Here is a 16,908-nt window from a genome sequence, read left to right as displayed (position 1 = left end):
AGTCGTAACCTCCTTCGCAATGACATTCAAAACCGTCACTACGAACATAATGTAATGGTGTGAAGTAGCCTGTTTATATTGTACTGAAAATATAATTGCTACTATTATTCGAGAGATTGCTTCGTCATACTTCCTCGCAATGACATTAACAATCGTCACTACGAATAAAACGCAGTGAAATGAAGTAGTCTGTTCATCTTGTACTCAAAATATAATTAACAACTATTATTAAAAAGATTGCTTCTTCGTGCCTTATCGCATTGACAGGAGTTTATTTAAACCCAATTGCTAACGCCATTTTATCTTCTAATTCTTGTAAATGATTTGAAGAAGTTTTAGAGTTCCACTCAAAGTGTTTTATAAACTCGTCTAGTACAAATTGCTTATAATTATCAACACTTGGTTTATCAAAAAACAAGCGTCCTGTACGTCTCATAAAAAAGTCGGTTGGTGTACACGTCATTTCATGCTGAATTGTAAACCAAATCTCAGCTTTTAATAATTGTTTTTCTGAATTTTCTTCTGATAACTCATCAAATTTATCTAAAATAATATCGGTTTGCTTTCCATAGTTATGTACTAAATAACTAGCGTCTTTCTCTGTTAAACCAAATGATTTTATACGTTTATATACCTGATTCGTGTAAATTTTTACAGACTTGTAATTTAAAAATGGTCCTCCTGATAAAATAAGGTCTTCTGTTTGTATGGGTTCAAATTCTTTTTCAAACCTACGGGTCATCTTTTTAGCTACTATATCTACAATACGTTCAGCCATTTTACGATACCCTGTTAATTTACCTCCAGCAATAGATATTAACTTCGTGTCTGACACAAATATTTCATCTTTACGAGATAACTCTGACGCTGATTTTCCTTCTTCATGTATTAATGGTCGTAAACCTGCCCATGACGACTGAATGTCTTCTAATGTAAGTGTTATATCTGGGAACATATTATTTACTGCTTCTATTAAATAGAGTGCATCAACAATACTAGTTTCTACGTTGTCTTTATCTTGTTGGTAATTGGTATCAGTGGTTCCAAAATAAGTTACTTTTCCTCTAGGAATAGCAAACATCATTCGTCCATCAGGAATATCAAAATACACCGATTGCTTTACTGGTAATTTTTCATGAGCTACTACTAAATGGACTCCTTTAGTTAAATGTAAACGTTTTCCAATTTTTGAATTGTTAATTTGACGTAGTTCATCTACCCATGGTCCTGCAGCATTTACAACATACTTCGCTTTAATATTAAAACTTTTATCAGTTAAAACATCGGTAACTTTAGCTCCAACTACACGTTTATTTTCATAAATAAATTCATCAGCTTGCACATAGTTTAAAATTTGCGCGTCATATTGACTAGCAGTTTTTAATATTTCAATCGTTAAACGAGCATCATCAGTTCTATATTCTGCATAAAACCCAGCACCATTTAAAATACTATCTGGCAATAATGGCTCTTTTTCTAGCGCCTCTTCTTTGTCTAACATTTTACGTTTATCATCACCTTCAACTGATGCTAATACGTCGTATATTTTTAGCCCTATAGATGTTAACCATGATCCATAAGTTCCTCCTTCAATAAGTGGTAAAATCATTTTCTCAGGAATTACCAAATGAGGAGCTAGCTTATGTACTATTGCTCGCTCTGTACCTACTTCTTTAACTAGCCAGAAATCAAATTGTTTTAAATATCGTAAACCACCATGAATTAGTTTAGTTGACTTACTACTTGTTCCAGAAGCAAAATCATTTTTTTCTACTAAAGCAACTTTCATTCCTCTTGATGCTGCATCTAAAGCAATTCCAGCTCCTGTAATTCCACCACCAATAATTAACATATCAAACTCAGTGGTTTCAAGTTCTTGTTGAATATTTGTACGGTTAAAAAACGAAAAATTGTTCATAGTAGAAAGGTGTTTTCCAACAAAAATAAGAATAAAAAAGAGTTGTTAAGCTATAAAAAAAGAGCCGAAAAATTTTCAGCTCTTTTTATAGTCCCCCCGGACTAAAATCAATAATTATTTATTGATTAATTTTTTGCCAATTTTGGTCAGCTTTCTTTTGAAGTTCTTCTGGGTTTTCTTTTAACCACAACTTCAATGTATTTGTTCCCCATGAATTGTAAAAAAGGTATAATTTACCATTTCTAATTTCAAAAGTTTTAGGATTTATAGATACTTTTTCTCCATTTTTACCTATTGCATAAGCACAGTACCCACCGTATTGAGGAATGTATTTTTGAGGCTCTTTTTTAAAAGCTTTTAAGTTTTTTTCAGAAGAAAATCTAAAAGTAACATTATCGTGTTTTGCTGTTATTTTTTTACTTCCTTTCAAGACATTATTATTAAAATAAGCAACAACATCGTACCCATTTGCTACTGCTCCTTTTTTTAAATTGTAATTGTTTTGTGCACCAACAAAAGATGTTACAAAAAATAAAACGTAGATTAATTTATTCATGCTCTACTTGTTAATGTGTTTTATTTCTTCCCAGTTTTTATCTCCTTTTGATTGTAACTCTTTAGTATCACCTTCTTGCCAATCTTCTAATTTATTAGATAACCAAGAACTGTAAAACAAGTACAACTTACCATCTCTAACTTCATAAGCTTCAGCATCAATATACATCTTTGTTTTTTTTGCAGCTATAGCATATGCACAATATCCTCCGTATTGAGGAATATATTGAGTTGGATTTTTTTCAAATAAATTTTTATTTTTTTCAGATGAAAATTTAAACTTTACTCCATCATACGTTGTTTGATGTTTTGATTTTCCTTTTTTAGGTTTTGCATTTATAAAATACGAAACAACATCATAACCTTCAGCTATGTAGCCCTTTTTAGTATTATAATCTGTTGTTTGTGCGAAAAGTGATGCAGAAAACATCACTATTAGAAGAGTATATATGTTTTTCATAAAGAGAGAGTCGAAAAAAAGTAAGAGTACTTACATTTTTTAATTAAAATTTATAGAATAGTTATTTAACGACGTTTGCTTCTTGTTTTTTTTTCTTTGATTTTTACAAAAATTAATTTGTGTCTTCCTTTTGGACTTTCTCTTTGTTCAATTTCAAATTTATCAATTGACTTTATTAAAGGAGTAAGCTTATCAAAACCAAAATTTCTTGAATCAAAATTAGGTTGTTTCTTTTGCAATAAACTACCTACATCACCTAAAAAAGCCCAACCATCATCATCAGATACATCAGCTATCGTTGTGCTTATTAATTCAATTTCTTTTCTAGTAATTTTATCAACATTATATTTTGTTGATTCTTCCTTACCAGTTTCTATATTTTGTATAGCAGTTTTACTTTTTAATATTTCTATATAAATAAACCTATCGCAAGCTACAATAAACGGATTCGGGGTTTTCTTTTCACCTATACCAATTACTTGCATTCCAGCCTCTCTTAACCTAGTAGCTAATCTTGTAAAATCACTATCACTTGATACCAAACAAAAACCATTTACTTTTTCAGAATAAAGAATATCCATTGCATCAATTATCATTGCTGAATCTGTTGCATTTTTACCAGTAGTATACCCATATTGCTGAATAGGTGTTATCGCATTTTCTAGTAATAAGTTTTTCCACTTTGATAAATTTGGCTTTGTCCAATCTCCATAAATTCTTTTGATAGTAGGATTACCATATTTAGCAATTTCTTCCATCATTTCTTTTACATAAGCTGAGGGAATATTATCACCATCAATAAGTACTGCTAAATTTGAGTTTACATCCATATAATGAACTTTTTACAAGCTTTTTTTACTAGGGAAAGATATTTAAAAACAAGATAAAAAACAAGTAAATTATAATACGAGTAAATTACAACCTCGTATATCAGAATTATCAAATCGACCAATAATTTCAAAACTAGTATCAGTATGTACTTTTCCTAAATCTTGTGTTGCTATAAATGAACAAGAATTGTAATTTGCTAAATCAATTACGTTAATTCCTCCTGACTTTTCTTTTGGTAAAATAGTTAATGCATCTTCTGTATCTCTAGTCAATAGACGCATCCAGGGAGGGCAATTAAAAACTCCTTTACCGTTGGAATATCCTTGACTTAATAATTCAGTCATTCCATATTCAGAATGAATATTTTCAACACCAAATCCGTTACCTAATATTTGATGCAACTCTTCACGTATTAATTCTTTTCTTCTACCTTTCATTCCTCCAGTTTCCATAACTATGGTATTTTGAAGATTGAATTGATATTTTTCAATTAAATCTAGTAAAGCAAAGGAAACTCCTATAAGTAGTACTTTTTGACCTTGTTTATCTAATTTGATAAGTTTTTCAGCCAATTCAGATAAATTATTCAAATAAAAACCACTTTCAGAATTTTCAGAACGCTTAATTAAATCGTCAACCATATATACTAAAGAAGAGCCTTTTCGTTCTAAATAATTAGGAAGTAATGCTAAAACAACATACTCTTGAATATTGCCATAAAAATGTTTAAAACCTTTTAAATAACTAGTTTCATACCATGATAAATCTGTTACATGGTGCTTACTTGTAGAAGTCCCTGTGGTTCCTGAGCTTGTAAAAACTTCTTGAACCTCGTCATTTGATGAAACTACTTGCTTATCTTTAAAAAATTGTATTGGTAAAAATGGAATTTTATCAATAGTATCAACATCTGATGGATGTATATATAATAAATCGCAAAAAGAACGATATATCTTATTATTTTTAAACTGATGCTTAAAAACGGATAACGCTACTTCGTTAAACTCTTTTTCTGACTGTATATTAAAAACCTTGTTTTGCATAATTTTTACAAAAATAAGAGTATTCTACGCAACCTTTTAAGTTTTTCTGCATCTTGTATAAAAGACAACGTATGGGAACCATGATTTACACCAAAATAAGTTCGCTTTTTACAAGAACCATATCTAAAAAGCAAAAAAAAGAAAAGTTAATAACTATTGCATCTAAAAGAATAGTCAACAACATAAATTCTTTAAAAAAAGGAATTTTAATTAAAGAAAAAAGCTTTAATGATTGGACTCTTTATAATAGGGATATTAAAGGCTTTATTTATGAAGATGGTTATGAATATGAATTAATAGTTTCTGAAAATGATATAGAAAAAACGTTTTCCCTAGTTAGAATACTAACAAAAACAAAGAAACTTTCTGAAAACTTACCTTGCTAACAAACAAAATATTATGAAAACTAAAATGAACAGACTACTAACCTTTATTTGTATTTTAACTGCTTTTATTAGCTTATTACTTATTGGGTGTAATAATAATGATATCCCTTTTGATTCTAATAATTTACTAAAAGGTGTTTGGGCTAAAGCTAAACATAATGGAGAAACAATAACTTTTAAACGTGTTAAATCATTACCAGAAAAAGAGTATGGTGTTGCATTTAATGATGCTAATGTTTTTATACAGAAAACTTCAGGGTTTTGTGGTACTCCTCCTTTAACTTTTTATGATGACAAAGGTACTTATAATGCTGACAAAGTATTAATAAAAGTGCAATTAGATAATTTTCCTGGAAATTTTAATTGGGAAATTGTTTCTTTAACTGAGAAAGAGTTAGTTGTAAAAACTGCCTTAACAGAAAGAGAAAAAGAACATCAAGAATTGCTAAAAATGTATAGCATATTTCATACTATAGCTACAAGTAAAACTTGTGAAAATTCAAATGATTGGGCATATACTAATTATGGAAGCAAAGCTTGTGGGGGACCACAAGGTTATATTGCATACTCTAAAAAAATTGATGTCTCTACTTTTTTAAAAAAGGTAGATATTTATACAAAAGCTGAAGATATTTATAATAAAAAGTGGGGAATTGTTTCTACTTGCGACATTCCTCCAAAACCTACTAATATAGAGTGTGATAATGGAGTAGCAGTGTTAAAATATTAGTATTTTTAAAAAAATATTTAACACATTAATTTAAAAGAAATCATAGCGCAATGTTGCCAGCAAAATATTAAGGCACAAGCAAAGGTTTATCAACTTTTTTCTGATAAGCTCTTTGGACTTTGCTTAAAGTATTCTAGAAATTATGAAGATGCTCAGGATACTTTACAAGATAGCTTTTTAACTATTTTTAAAAAAATTAAACAATATAATAACAAAGGTTCTTTTGAAGGTTGGATGAAACGTATAGCTATAAATACTGCTCTTCAAAAATATAGAGAGAAATCTCCTTTACAAATAGTAAAAGAAGAGTCTATTGAAGATATTGAAGAAGTTGAATACGATGATTCTATAATAAGTGTCTCTTTTTTATTAGAAACAATTCAAGAATTACCAGACAGGTATAGGCTGATATTCAACCTATACGTTTTAGATAAATTTTCACATAAAGAAATAGCCAAAATGCTACAAATTTCTGAAGGAACATCTAAGTCAAATTTATCAAGAGCAAGATTATTATTAAAAAGAAAAATTGAAGTTTATCAAAAAATGCAACAGGAAGCATAAATGAATGATAGAAAGAACATAGACAGATTATTTGAAGAAAAGCTTAATGGATTTGAAGCTTCACCTAAGCCTGAAATGTGGGATGATATTGAGGCTAAACTTAAAAAGAAAAAACGAAGAGTTTTACCTATGTGGTGGTTGTATAGTGGTATTACGGCTGTTTTTATATTAGGTTTTGTTTTATATCCTTTTTTTAAAAGTACTATTCCTTTAGAACCGGTTATTAACCCAACTGAAAACATTGTTAAAACTCCTGATGATTTTAATAATCATAAAAAAGAAATAGATACTGATATACCTTTAATAACAGAGAATAGTAACAATAGTATAAAAGAAAAAAACACAATAATAGCAGAAAAGAAAACTATAAATGTTTCATCAAAAAAAAGAGCTACAAATAACAAATTAATTGCACGTAAAAAGATAGTATCTGGTAAAATAGTTGAAGGGGTTTTATCGGATAAAAAAAGAGCTATGGAAAAGATTATTATTGAAAAAAAGAAAAAAGAAAAAAATGTAGTTAAAAAAGATACTCTAAAAAAACTGTTTACAAAAAAAGACTTTCTTGCTGAAATAAGTAAAAAAGATAGTGTGTTAACTATCAAAACAAATAAGGATAAATGGTCTGTATCTCCTGTTTTTGCGTTAACTCATGCTAACTCTCTTACGCAAAGCTCAGCTTTAGATAAAAGTTTAACCTCAGCTAGTTTAACAGGTGATAACAATATTTCTTATGGTATAAGAGTAGCCTATCAACTAAATAATAAATGGTCTATACAATCAGGGTTATTTACACAAAAAGTTGGTTTTACAAATAAAAACTTGTCGGTTATGGCAAATGTAAGAGGAGCTGGTTTAGAAAGTGTAGAACTAACATCTAGCCCCTTACTTATTTTAAGTCAATCTAATAACACAACTGATGTTAACACATTAAGTAGCGCGAGTATCGTTACTAGTGAAGCATCTTTAAACCAAACATATAGTTATATTGAAGTTCCTATTGAACTAAAGTACGCTGTCTTAAAAACTTCAAAATTTAACACCAAAATAGTTACTGGCTTTAGCTCATTATTTTTAAATCAAAATGAAGTTTCAGTAACATCAGAAAGAATATCACAAACCATTGGGAAAGCTTCTAATTTAAACACACTCAATTTTAGTGGGAATTTAGGACTCGATCTCGAATATTCAATTAATAAAAAAATAAAATTCGTTGTAAATCCAATGTTTAAAATACACTTAAACACTTTTTCAAAAAACTCAAACGGATTTAAACCATACACACTTGGTGTATACTCAGGAATTAGTTATCAATTTTAAAATTTATGTCATGAAAAAATTACTTTTATTATGTTTTGCTTTATCTCTTGCAGCATGTTCTCTAGATAGTGAAGACAACCAGGTTGTTAAATTATTAACTATCGATGAATCTTTTACTCCACAAAGTTTCACCTATAAATCTAAAGATACTATCAAGGTAAAATATACCTTACCTAACAGCTGTCACTCTTTTTTTAGTTTATACTATCAAAGTGATGGGAATGCAAGAATTATTGCAATTAGAGCTTTAGAAAAGCTAAATGCAAATTGTTCACAGCAAACTATCTCTAAAGAATTAAAAATACCAATCCAAATTCAACAAAAAGAAGATTATATTTTTAAATTCTGGAAAGGTAAAGACAATAATGGTAATGATATTTTCGAAGAAAAAACAATACCTGTTAATTAGATATTAAACTTTTACAATAGCTGTATCGTCTAATAACGGTTTATTACAAAAACGAAGTATTAGTTGGGCAACTGCAATAGTATCACGTTCACAATACTCAACAATTCGTTTTAAATTTTTCTCTTTATAATACACATTAGCAACTTCACTTCCGTCAATATCTTCTTTTGGTGAAGGTATTCCTAAAATATGTGTTAATAGTTTTAAAGAGGTATAGTGTTTGTAGTCACCAAATTTCCATAATTCCAGTGTGTCAATATGGTTAACTTCCCATGGTTTTTTTCCAAATAAGTTAAGCATATCTGGTAATGGAATTTGGTGCACAACCATTCGTCTAGCGATATATGGAAAATCAAATTCTTTTCCATTATGAGCACACAAAAGATGTTTTTTTAAGTTGAAATGCTTATCTAATAATTTTTTAAAATCTTTCAACAGTATAGTTTCATCATCTCCATAAAATGAAGTAACTCTTAGTTGGTTTTTATTATTTTTAATAATAAAGTACCCAACTGAAATGCAAATTATTTTACCAAATTCTGCCCATATACCTGCTTTATCATAAAAATCTTCAGGAGAAAACTCTTCCTTTCGTTGATACTGCGTTTTTAAAGCATATAATTCTTGTTCGTTTTCAGATACTTGATTCCACCCTTCATATTGAGGTACTGTTTCAATATCTAAAAATAATACATTTTGTAACGCTAACTTATTTAACATAACCTCCTTTTTAATATTATTAAAGAGTTTGGGATGAATAACTTAAAATTATGTTTACATTTTACAGTAAACCATCTTAGTGTGGTGATGCATTTCATAATATCAATTTTTTTAAATATACAAAAATTGACTTTAATTCATTTTTCTATATTTAAAAGTAAAAACAACACAATACCCAAGCTATAAAAATGGTAAGTTTCTGATTTTTAACTAGTAATTTTTTCTAAAGTTTATAAAACATTAAATCAATGTTAAGTTAACTAGGAGTATGGACAATTTGTTATTTTATCGTTACTTTTGGGTATTACTACTAAAAAATAATGTATGAATACTAGCGATATTAAGATTTTATTAGTTGATGATGAACCAGATATTTTAGAAATAGTTGGTTATAACTTAAAATCTGAAGGATATCAAGTTTTTACCGCAAACAATGGTGCTGAAGCAGTTAAAACGGCAAAAAAAGTAAATCCCCATCTAATATTATTAGATATTATGATGCCTGAAATGGATGGTATAGAAGCCTGTGAAAAAATTAGAAATATAAAGTCTCTTGAAAACGTTATTATCTCCTTTTTAACTGCTAGAGGTGAAGATTATTCTCAAGTTGCTGGTTTTGATGCTGGTGCTGATGATTATATTACAAAACCAGTAAAACCAAAGGTATTGGTTAGTAAGGTAAAGTCTTTACTTCGTCGTTTAAAAACAGAAGAAAAAGCTGATACAACTACTAAAATTGGAGATATTGTTATTAACAGAGATGAATATGTTGTTTTTAAAGGTGATGTTAAAATTTCATTACCAAGAAAAGAATTTGAACTATTCTCTTTATTAACTTCAAAACCTGGAAAAGTATTCAAAAGAGAAGTTATTTTAGATAGCGTTTGGGGAAATGAGGTTGTTGTAGGTGGAAGAACAATTGATGTTCATATTAGAAAACTACGTGAAAAAATTGGTGATGATTATTTTAAAACTGTAAAAGGTGTTGGTTATAAATTTGTTTTAGAAGAACTAGATAACTAATAAAATCATATAAAAATATTTATGTAGATTGCTTTTCAGCAATCTACTTTTATTTATACTAAAAATGAAAATAAAAAAAACATATAAATACGCCCTTTGGTCAGCGCTATATTTAACTCTACTCTCAATAATTTTTGCTGCGCTTTCTTATCTTTTATTTTATAATTTCATAGGTGGTATTACCATTATTATTTTTGGAATTCTTTTTTTTATAATCTCTTTTTTTATCATTCAATATAGAACAGAGCATTTTATATATCAAAGAATAAAAAAATTATATGAAGATATTTCTGTATTAGATATTAATGATTTAAAACGAAAAAAAGTGACAACAGATATCGAAGCTTTAACAAAAACTGTACAAGAATATGTTGAAGGAAAAAGTGAAGAAATTGCTCATTTAACACAAAGAGATTCTTTTAGAAGAGATTTTTTAGGAAATGTTGCTCATGAATTAAAAACACCTCTTTTTACCGTTCAAGGATATATTTTAACCTTAATAGAAGGTGCTGCTGATGATCAAGAAATTAGAACAAAATACCTAGAAAGAGCTAATAAAGGAGTAGAAAGATTAACCTCTATTATTAAAGATTTAGATATGATTGCTAAGCTTGAAACTGAGGGAATGAAAATGAATATTGAGCCTTTTAATATTTTAGAATTAATACAAAACGTTTTTGATTTGTTTGAAATGAAAGCAAAAAAACGTAACATTAAACTAAAGTTTGATAAACTATATGAGTTTCCATTTTTTGTAAAAGGTGATGTTGAACGTATTGAACAAGTGTTAATTAATTTAGTAGTTAACTCTATTAAATATGGTAAAGTAGGTGGAGTAACAACAGTTAGTATAGAAAGCTATAATCCAAACAAGTTTATTATAAAAGTTATTGACGACGGTGAAGGAATTAAGCAAGAACATTTATCACGTTTATTTGAACGTTTTTATAGAGTTGATCAAAGCCGTTCTAGAGAACAAGGTGGCTCAGGTTTAGGGTTATCAATTGTTAAACATATAATTGAAGCACATGGTGAAACTATACTTTTAAAAAGTAATTATGGTGAAGGCTCAGAGTTTTCTTTTACTTTAGAAAAAGCAATGTGATTTTTAAAACCAAAAACCTAAGTTAAATAACCAATATTTTTCTTTATGATCTGGAGACCAAGAATACTTGATTTCTACAGGTCCTAAAAGCGTTTCTACACTATAACCTAAAGCGTAACCAGATTTTGTGTTTTTAAACAGCTTACCGTCAGCAAAAATATCATTTTCAACACGTGCATAATTTGCTATAAATGTTGCGTATTGTTTATCAAAAACACTGTATCTAAAATTAAATTCTGATTTTAAAAAAGATTGATTACTTAGAGCACCTATTTCATAACCGTAAAAAGATTTAAAATTATTAATATAATTTTTATTGTATCCCCCTAAGTTAAAATCAAATATTCCTGAAGCTACGTTTCCTAATGTATATCCAGCTTCTGATGTATATTGAAAAGTAAGCTTGTCGTAAAAAGTTTTTGCAAAACCTAAAGTTCCTGACAACTGTGAGAACTGACTATATTTATTTGTTAATACAATCTCTTTTTGATTAATATTTTCATTTCTATCAGACCAAATAAACCATTTAAAATCAACATCAGCATAAAATCCACTTGTTGGGAACATTTTTTTATTATAAGTGTCTAACTTTAAAAATGTAAAAGCATTTACATAATTACTATTATCAAAAACAGTTTCTTTATCATTCGTTAAAATTGTTTCTGAAGTTATTTTAATTTTTTTGTTCTCTAATCCAATACCAAAAGCAAACTTTTTATCAACTGTAGTTTGTAAATGAACAGCGTTTGTAAAATCTATATATCTAATGTTAATTCTATTAATAACAGCATCATTAAATAGAAAAGCCCCTCTAAAAGAATTGTATCTTGAAGAAAAACCATAACTAGGTAATAACCCATTATCTATAAAATAATTTAAATTATAACGAATTCTATCACCAATTCCTACATCAAAAGAAAACTCATCATTTTGCTTTAATAATTTTTTATGACTATAATTTAATAAAACTGCCGATTTGTATAACAAATCATAATGCAACCCAAAACGTAAAAAAGATTTAATATTATCTTCTTTAACTTTAAGTTCTAACTTTTTTCCTTTAAATGATTTTTCAAAATGATAATCTATTCTTTCAAAGTTTTTAGTAGCTGTTAATGAGCTAATTTTTTTTGAAATATCATGATACGAAACACTATCACCTTCTTTTAACTGTAGTTTTCCTAAAATATAATTATTTGTATAATTTTTATTCCCTTTAATAATTATTCTATCTACTAATATTTTATCGTTAGAAAATTTTAATTGAGGTCTTCTTTTCTTTGCTTTTTGCAATTTAGCAATGCTATCAAAAACAACTTTATAAGGTTTTGCTACACGAATTCCCTCTGTTAAAATTTCTTGCTTTTTATCAAAAGAAATAACACTGTATTCTAAAATATTAGGTTTTAAACAAATATCTAACAATTTTACCTGCTCATCAGCTTTTTCATACATCTGAAAATTAATGATTTGTAATAAAATAGAAGCTACCGACTCTAATTCTTTTCTCTTTAATAATTCACCTTGAACATTCACCCCAATAATAAGGTCCATGTTTTTAGTTTTCATAATATCAACAGGAAAATTATTTACAACACCACCATCAACTAATAATTTACCATCAATATCTACCGGATTTAATAACGAAGGAAAAGCTCCGCTTGCTCTAAGAGCTAAGGGCAAAGATCCTTTTTCAAGAATAACTTCTTTACCAGTTTCAATATTTGTTGCAATACAATAAAACGGAATTGGTAGTTTTGAAAAATCATTGACATTATCAACAGGAGCTAATAATTCAGTTAAAAAATTAAGTACATTTTGTCCTTTTGATAATCCTAAAGGCAATCCAACTCCTCCTTTTTTTATAGGTAGTGAAATAGCATACTTTTCACCATGTTGTTTCATAAAAAATGGTTTGTTATTTCTACTTACTTTATCTTGAAGTAACGACATAAAATCTGCCCCTTCAATAATTTTTTCAATTTGATTTGCAGAATAACCAGCCGAATATAACCCACCAATAATTGCTCCCATACTAGTACCTCCAACATAGTCAACTTGTACTCCTGCCTTTTCTAGTTGTTTAAGTACACCAACATGGGCAAACCCTTTTGCTCCACCCCCACTTAAAACTAATCCGATTTTTGGTTGCTCTTGAGCAAATAAAAAAGTTGGAATAAGTAATAAAAAAAGTATTTTTTTCATAGTTATTTTTTATGATAATACTGGTAAATTTTTTGAGCTCTAGACAAGCCAACCACTTCTTTTAATTCATCTAAATTAGCGCTTTTAACTCTTTTTGCTGATTTAAATGTACGTAATAAATTAGTAATGGTTTGTTTACCAATATCTGGTATTTCTTCTAATTCTGATTGTATAGCACTTTTACTTCGCTTGTTACGATGAAAAGTAATTCCAAAACGGTGTGCTTCGTTTCGTAAGTATTGAATAATTTTAAGAGATTCTGATTTTTTATCTAAATATAAAGGAACACTATCACCTGGATAATAGATTTCTTCTAAACGTTTAGCAATACCAATAATAGCTATTTTTCCTCTTAACCCTAAAATATCTAAACTCTTTAAAGCAGATGATAACTGTCCTTTTCCACCATCAATTACTATTAACTGTGGTAATGATTTTTCTTCTTCTAATAAACGTTTATATCTTCGGTATACTACTTCTTCCATTGAAGCAAAATCATCAGGTCCTTCAACCGTTTTTATATTAAAATGGCGGTACTCTTTTTTGCTAGGCTTTCCATCTTTAAACACAACGCAAGCAGCAACCGGATGAGTTCCTTGAATATTTGAATTATCAAAACATTCAATATGTCTTGGCTCTTCATGTAATCGTAAATCTTTTTGTATTTGTCCCATAATACGTTTTACATGACGCTCAGGATCTACAATTTTAATTTGTTTAAACTGTTCTTGACGGTAATATTTTGCATTTCTTTCTGATAACTCAACTATCCGTTTTTTATCACCTAACTTAGGAACTGTAACTTTTATATGCTCTCCTAGATTCACTTTAAAAGGCACATATATTTCCCTTGATAATGAATTAAATCGTTGGCGAGTTTCAATAATAAATAACTCCAGTAATTCTTTATCTGTTTCATCTAACTTCTTCTTTATTTCTGTGGTATACGACTGCACTATAGCACCGTTCATAACCTTAAAAAAGTTAGCATAACCATGAGTTTCATCAGAAATAATAGAAAATATATCTACATTATTAATAGATGGATTAACGATTGTAGATTTTGCTTGGTAATTTTGTAAAGAATCTAATTTTTCTTTAATCTTTTGAGCTTCTTCAAATTTCATGTCAGTTGCAAAATCAAGCATTATTTGATGAAATTGTTCTAAACTTTCTTTAAAATTACCTTTAATAATATCTCTAATTGCTTTAATATCTCGCAAATAGTTTTCTTCAGTTTGTAGCCCCTCACAAGGTCCTTTACAGTTTCCTAAATGATATTCTAAACAAACTTTATATTTATCTGCATTAATTTTAGTTTCATGCAAATCATAATTACACGTTCGAAGCGGATATAACTCTTTAATTAAGTCTAATAAAGCATATACGGTTTTAACATTTGTATAGGGTCCAAAATATTCAGATCCATCTTTAATTACCCTACGAGTAGAAAATATTCGTGGAAAACGCTCTTTTTTAATACAAATCCATGGATATGACTTATCATCTTTTAATAAAATATTATATCGAGGTTTGTATTTTTTAATTAGGTTATTTTCTAAAAGTAACGCATCAGTTTCCGTATCAACTACAACATGTTCAATTCGTACAATTTTCTTTACTAAAATTCGTGTTTTTCCATTGTCGTGATTCTTAGTAAAATAAGATGATACTCGCTTCTTTAAATTTTTAGCTTTACCCACGTATATAATAACATCATCCTTATCAAAATACTGATATACTCCGGGTGAATCTGGTAGTGTTTTAACTTGTAATTCTAAAGCTGTAGGCATACAACGAAAATACAATTTTATAAAAAGAAATTAACTGTAATAACGTACATTTATCCATATTTATTTTTAGATGCAAAAACCATTAGATTTTTATAAAAAACAACTTGTTGAGTTAGAAGAAAGCTACACAACAATTACAAAAAAAATTATTACTGTTCGTGTTTTACGTTTTGTAATTTTTTTATCTACAACAATAAGTATTTACTTTACTTTTCAACTTTCTAAGATTCCTTTAATGCTAGGTATAGTAGGATTACTTCTTTTTGCTTTTTTAGTATTAAAACATGAAAAACTAAAAGACAACCGAAAAATTATTACTGCAAAAAAAGCAATTAATACTACTGAAATTAATGTGTTAAACAGGCGCTATTTTGATTTAGATACTGGTGAAGAATTTATAAATCCATCACACTTTTTTAGTAACGATATTGATTTATTCGGAATAGGTTCTTTTTTTCAATATATAAACAGAACTGTAACCAATGATGGAAAAAAGCAACTTGCTTTAACATTGGTAAGTAATGCTATTACAGGCATTAAAGAAAAACAACTTGCTTTACAAGAATTAGCCTCAAAAATTAAGTGGCGTCAGCATTTTTCTGCGTTAGAAACTGCTGTTTCTTCTAAAAAAGAAACAACAGAAATTACTAATTGGATTACTAATTACACCTCAAAATTGCCTGCTTTTTTAGCTATGTTTTCTAAAATTTTCTCTATCTTTTCAATACTACTTATTGGTTTATTTAGTTTCAAAATAATTACATTTTCAATAGTATTAACATGGTTTTTTATTGGTTTAGCAATTACTGGATATACTATAAAAAAAACACAAAAACTATATACTGAAGCCGGTAATGCTAAAGATATCTTTAAACAATATCATCTTTTACTAGAACAAATAGAAAATGAAAATTTTACTTCTAGTATTTTAAAAAACAAACAACAAGATATTACTTCAGAAAATAAAAAAGCATCTGCAATTTTTAAAGAATTTTCTAAAATATTGGATGCTTTTGACCAAAGAAACAACATCATTATAGCTGTAGTTGGTAACGGGTTGTTTTTATGGGACATTTTAAACGCTGTTAAAACTGAGCGTTGGATTAATCAATACAAAAACACTGTTGATAAATGGTTTAAAACTGTTAGCTTTTTTGATGCTCAAAACTCACTTGCTAACTTTGTTTATAATCAACCTTCATATGTTTTCCCTATTATTCAGGAAAAAGAAACAACTATTCAAGCAAAAAATTTAGGACATCCTTTATTAAATCCATCAAAAAGAATAGATAATAATTTTACTATTAATAACGAGCAATTTTTTATTATTACTGGAGCAAATATGGCCGGGAAAAGTACATTTTTACGTACTGTTTCTTTATCAATAGTTATGGCCAATTGTGGATTACCTGTATGCGCTGAAGGTTACAATTACAAACCTATAAAGTTAATAACCAGTATGCGAACATCTGATTCATTAACAGATGATGAATCTTATTTTTATTCAGAGTTAAAACGTTTAAAATTTATTGTTGATGAAATAAAAACTGATACTTATTTTATTATACTAGATGAAATTTTAAAAGGTACCAATAGTAAAGATAAGGCTATTGGTTCAAAAAAGTTTGTTGAAAAACTAAACGGCTCAAAATCTACTGGAATAATAGCTACTCACGATGTTAGTTTATGTGAATTAGCAAATGAACATTCACAAATAGCTAATTATTATTTTGATGCTGAAATTGTTAATAATGAACTGTATTTTGATTATGAAATGAAAAATGGTGTTTGCAAAAATATGAACGCTTCTTTTTTATTACAAAAAATGGAAATTGTATAAATCTTA

At 28.2% G+C, this 16,908-nt stretch carries 16 protein-coding genes; 8 read left to right on the top strand and 8 right to left on the bottom strand.

Features of this window, described 5'->3' with window-relative positions; all coding sequences use genetic code 11:
- Window positions 1-271 precede the first annotated feature (271 nt).
- The 5 genes from DS884_RS07560 to DS884_RS07540 all read right to left on the bottom strand — a co-directional run bounded on the left by DS884_RS07560 (window position 272) and on the right by DS884_RS07540 (window position 4,807).
- Window positions 272-1,918 carry a glycerol-3-phosphate dehydrogenase/oxidase gene (locus DS884_RS07560; RefSeq protein WP_113786334.1) on the bottom strand — a complete coding sequence of 549 codons (1,647 nt, stop codon included), beginning with the start codon at window positions 1,916-1,918 and terminating at the stop codon, window positions 272-274.
- Between the two features lie 118 nt (window positions 1,919-2,036).
- Window positions 2,037-2,474, bottom strand: coding sequence for a YHS domain-containing (seleno)protein (locus tag DS884_RS07555; RefSeq protein WP_113786333.1), 438 nt, complete (start codon window positions 2,472-2,474; stop codon window positions 2,037-2,039).
- A gap of 3 nt (window positions 2,475-2,477) precedes the next feature.
- The gene (locus tag DS884_RS07550; RefSeq protein WP_113786332.1) at window positions 2,478-2,933 is read right to left on the bottom strand and encodes a YHS domain-containing (seleno)protein; all 456 of its coding nucleotides are present in this window, start codon (window positions 2,931-2,933) and stop codon (window positions 2,478-2,480) included.
- 65 nt (window positions 2,934-2,998) lie between these two features.
- Window positions 2,999-3,763: an NYN domain-containing protein gene (locus DS884_RS07545; protein WP_093869480.1), complete on the bottom strand. Its 765-nt coding sequence runs from the start codon at window positions 3,761-3,763 to the stop codon at window positions 2,999-3,001.
- A 69-nt stretch (window positions 3,764-3,832) separates the two neighbouring features.
- Window positions 3,833-4,807, bottom strand: a complete 975-nt coding sequence (locus DS884_RS07540; protein ID WP_093869481.1) for an acyl transferase — start codon at window positions 4,805-4,807, stop codon at window positions 3,833-3,835.
- Window positions 4,808-4,878: 71 nt separating this feature from the next.
- Here DS884_RS07540 and DS884_RS07535 point away from each other — a divergent pair, with 71 nt between their 5' ends.
- The 5 genes from DS884_RS07535 to DS884_RS07515 are packed head-to-tail and all read left to right on the top strand — an operon-like array spanning window position 4,879 to window position 8,216.
- Window positions 4,879-5,193 (top strand): DUF4377 domain-containing protein, encoded by a 315-nt coding sequence (locus tag DS884_RS07535; RefSeq protein WP_113786331.1) that lies wholly within the window; start codon window positions 4,879-4,881, stop codon window positions 5,191-5,193.
- A 13-nt stretch (window positions 5,194-5,206) separates the two neighbouring features.
- Window positions 5,207-5,923 (top strand): hypothetical protein, encoded by a 717-nt coding sequence (locus DS884_RS07530; RefSeq protein WP_113786330.1) that lies wholly within the window; start codon window positions 5,207-5,209, stop codon window positions 5,921-5,923.
- Window positions 5,924-5,947: 24 nt separating this feature from the next.
- Complete coding sequence (locus tag DS884_RS07525) at window positions 5,948-6,487, top strand: RNA polymerase sigma factor (protein WP_113786329.1); 540 nt, start codon at window positions 5,948-5,950, stop codon at window positions 6,485-6,487.
- The gene (locus DS884_RS07520; protein WP_113786328.1) at window positions 6,488-7,807 is read left to right on the top strand and encodes an outer membrane beta-barrel protein; all 1,320 of its coding nucleotides are present in this window, start codon (window positions 6,488-6,490) and stop codon (window positions 7,805-7,807) included.
- Between the two features lie 10 nt (window positions 7,808-7,817).
- Entirely contained in the window at window positions 7,818-8,216 is a 399-nt protein-coding gene (locus DS884_RS07515) for a hypothetical protein (RefSeq protein WP_093869486.1), read from the top strand.
- Window positions 8,217-8,219: 3 nt separating this feature from the next.
- Here the strand turns inward: DS884_RS07515 and DS884_RS07510 are convergent, their stop codons facing one another.
- Window positions 8,220-8,936 (bottom strand): 3'-5' exonuclease, encoded by a 717-nt coding sequence (locus tag DS884_RS07510; protein ID WP_113786327.1) that lies wholly within the window; start codon window positions 8,934-8,936, stop codon window positions 8,220-8,222.
- 324 nt (window positions 8,937-9,260) lie between these two features.
- Here DS884_RS07510 and DS884_RS07505 point away from each other — a divergent pair, with 324 nt between their 5' ends.
- Both DS884_RS07505 and DS884_RS07500 read left to right on the top strand, forming a co-directional pair.
- A complete protein-coding gene (locus DS884_RS07505) occupies window positions 9,261-9,959 on the top strand; it encodes a response regulator transcription factor (RefSeq protein ID WP_113786326.1) in 699 nt (232 codons plus the stop codon).
- Window positions 9,960-10,023: 64 nt separating this feature from the next.
- A complete protein-coding gene (locus DS884_RS07500; RefSeq protein ID WP_093869489.1) occupies window positions 10,024-11,064 on the top strand; it encodes a sensor histidine kinase in 1,041 nt (346 codons plus the stop codon).
- A 3-nt stretch (window positions 11,065-11,067) separates the two neighbouring features.
- Here DS884_RS07500 and DS884_RS07495 read toward each other — a convergent pair whose 3' ends face one another.
- Both DS884_RS07495 and uvrC read right to left on the bottom strand, forming a co-directional pair.
- Complete coding sequence (locus tag DS884_RS07495) at window positions 11,068-13,269, bottom strand: patatin-like phospholipase family protein (protein ID WP_113786325.1); 2,202 nt, start codon at window positions 13,267-13,269, stop codon at window positions 11,068-11,070.
- A gap of 2 nt (window positions 13,270-13,271) precedes the next feature.
- The gene (gene uvrC, locus DS884_RS07490) at window positions 13,272-15,062 is read right to left on the bottom strand and encodes an excinuclease ABC subunit UvrC (RefSeq protein WP_113786324.1); all 1,791 of its coding nucleotides are present in this window, start codon (window positions 15,060-15,062) and stop codon (window positions 13,272-13,274) included.
- Window positions 15,063-15,132: 70 nt separating this feature from the next.
- Here uvrC and DS884_RS07485 point away from each other — a divergent pair, with 70 nt between their 5' ends.
- Window positions 15,133-16,902 (top strand): MutS-related protein, encoded by a 1,770-nt coding sequence (locus DS884_RS07485; RefSeq protein ID WP_113786323.1) that lies wholly within the window; start codon window positions 15,133-15,135, stop codon window positions 16,900-16,902.
- Window positions 16,903-16,908 lie beyond the last annotated feature (6 nt).

This window comes from Tenacibaculum sp. E3R01, assembly GCF_003318185.1.
GTDB lineage: Bacteria > Bacteroidota > Bacteroidia > Flavobacteriales > Flavobacteriaceae > Polaribacter > Polaribacter halocynthiae.
This window is presented reverse-complemented; position numbering and strand designations above follow the sequence as displayed.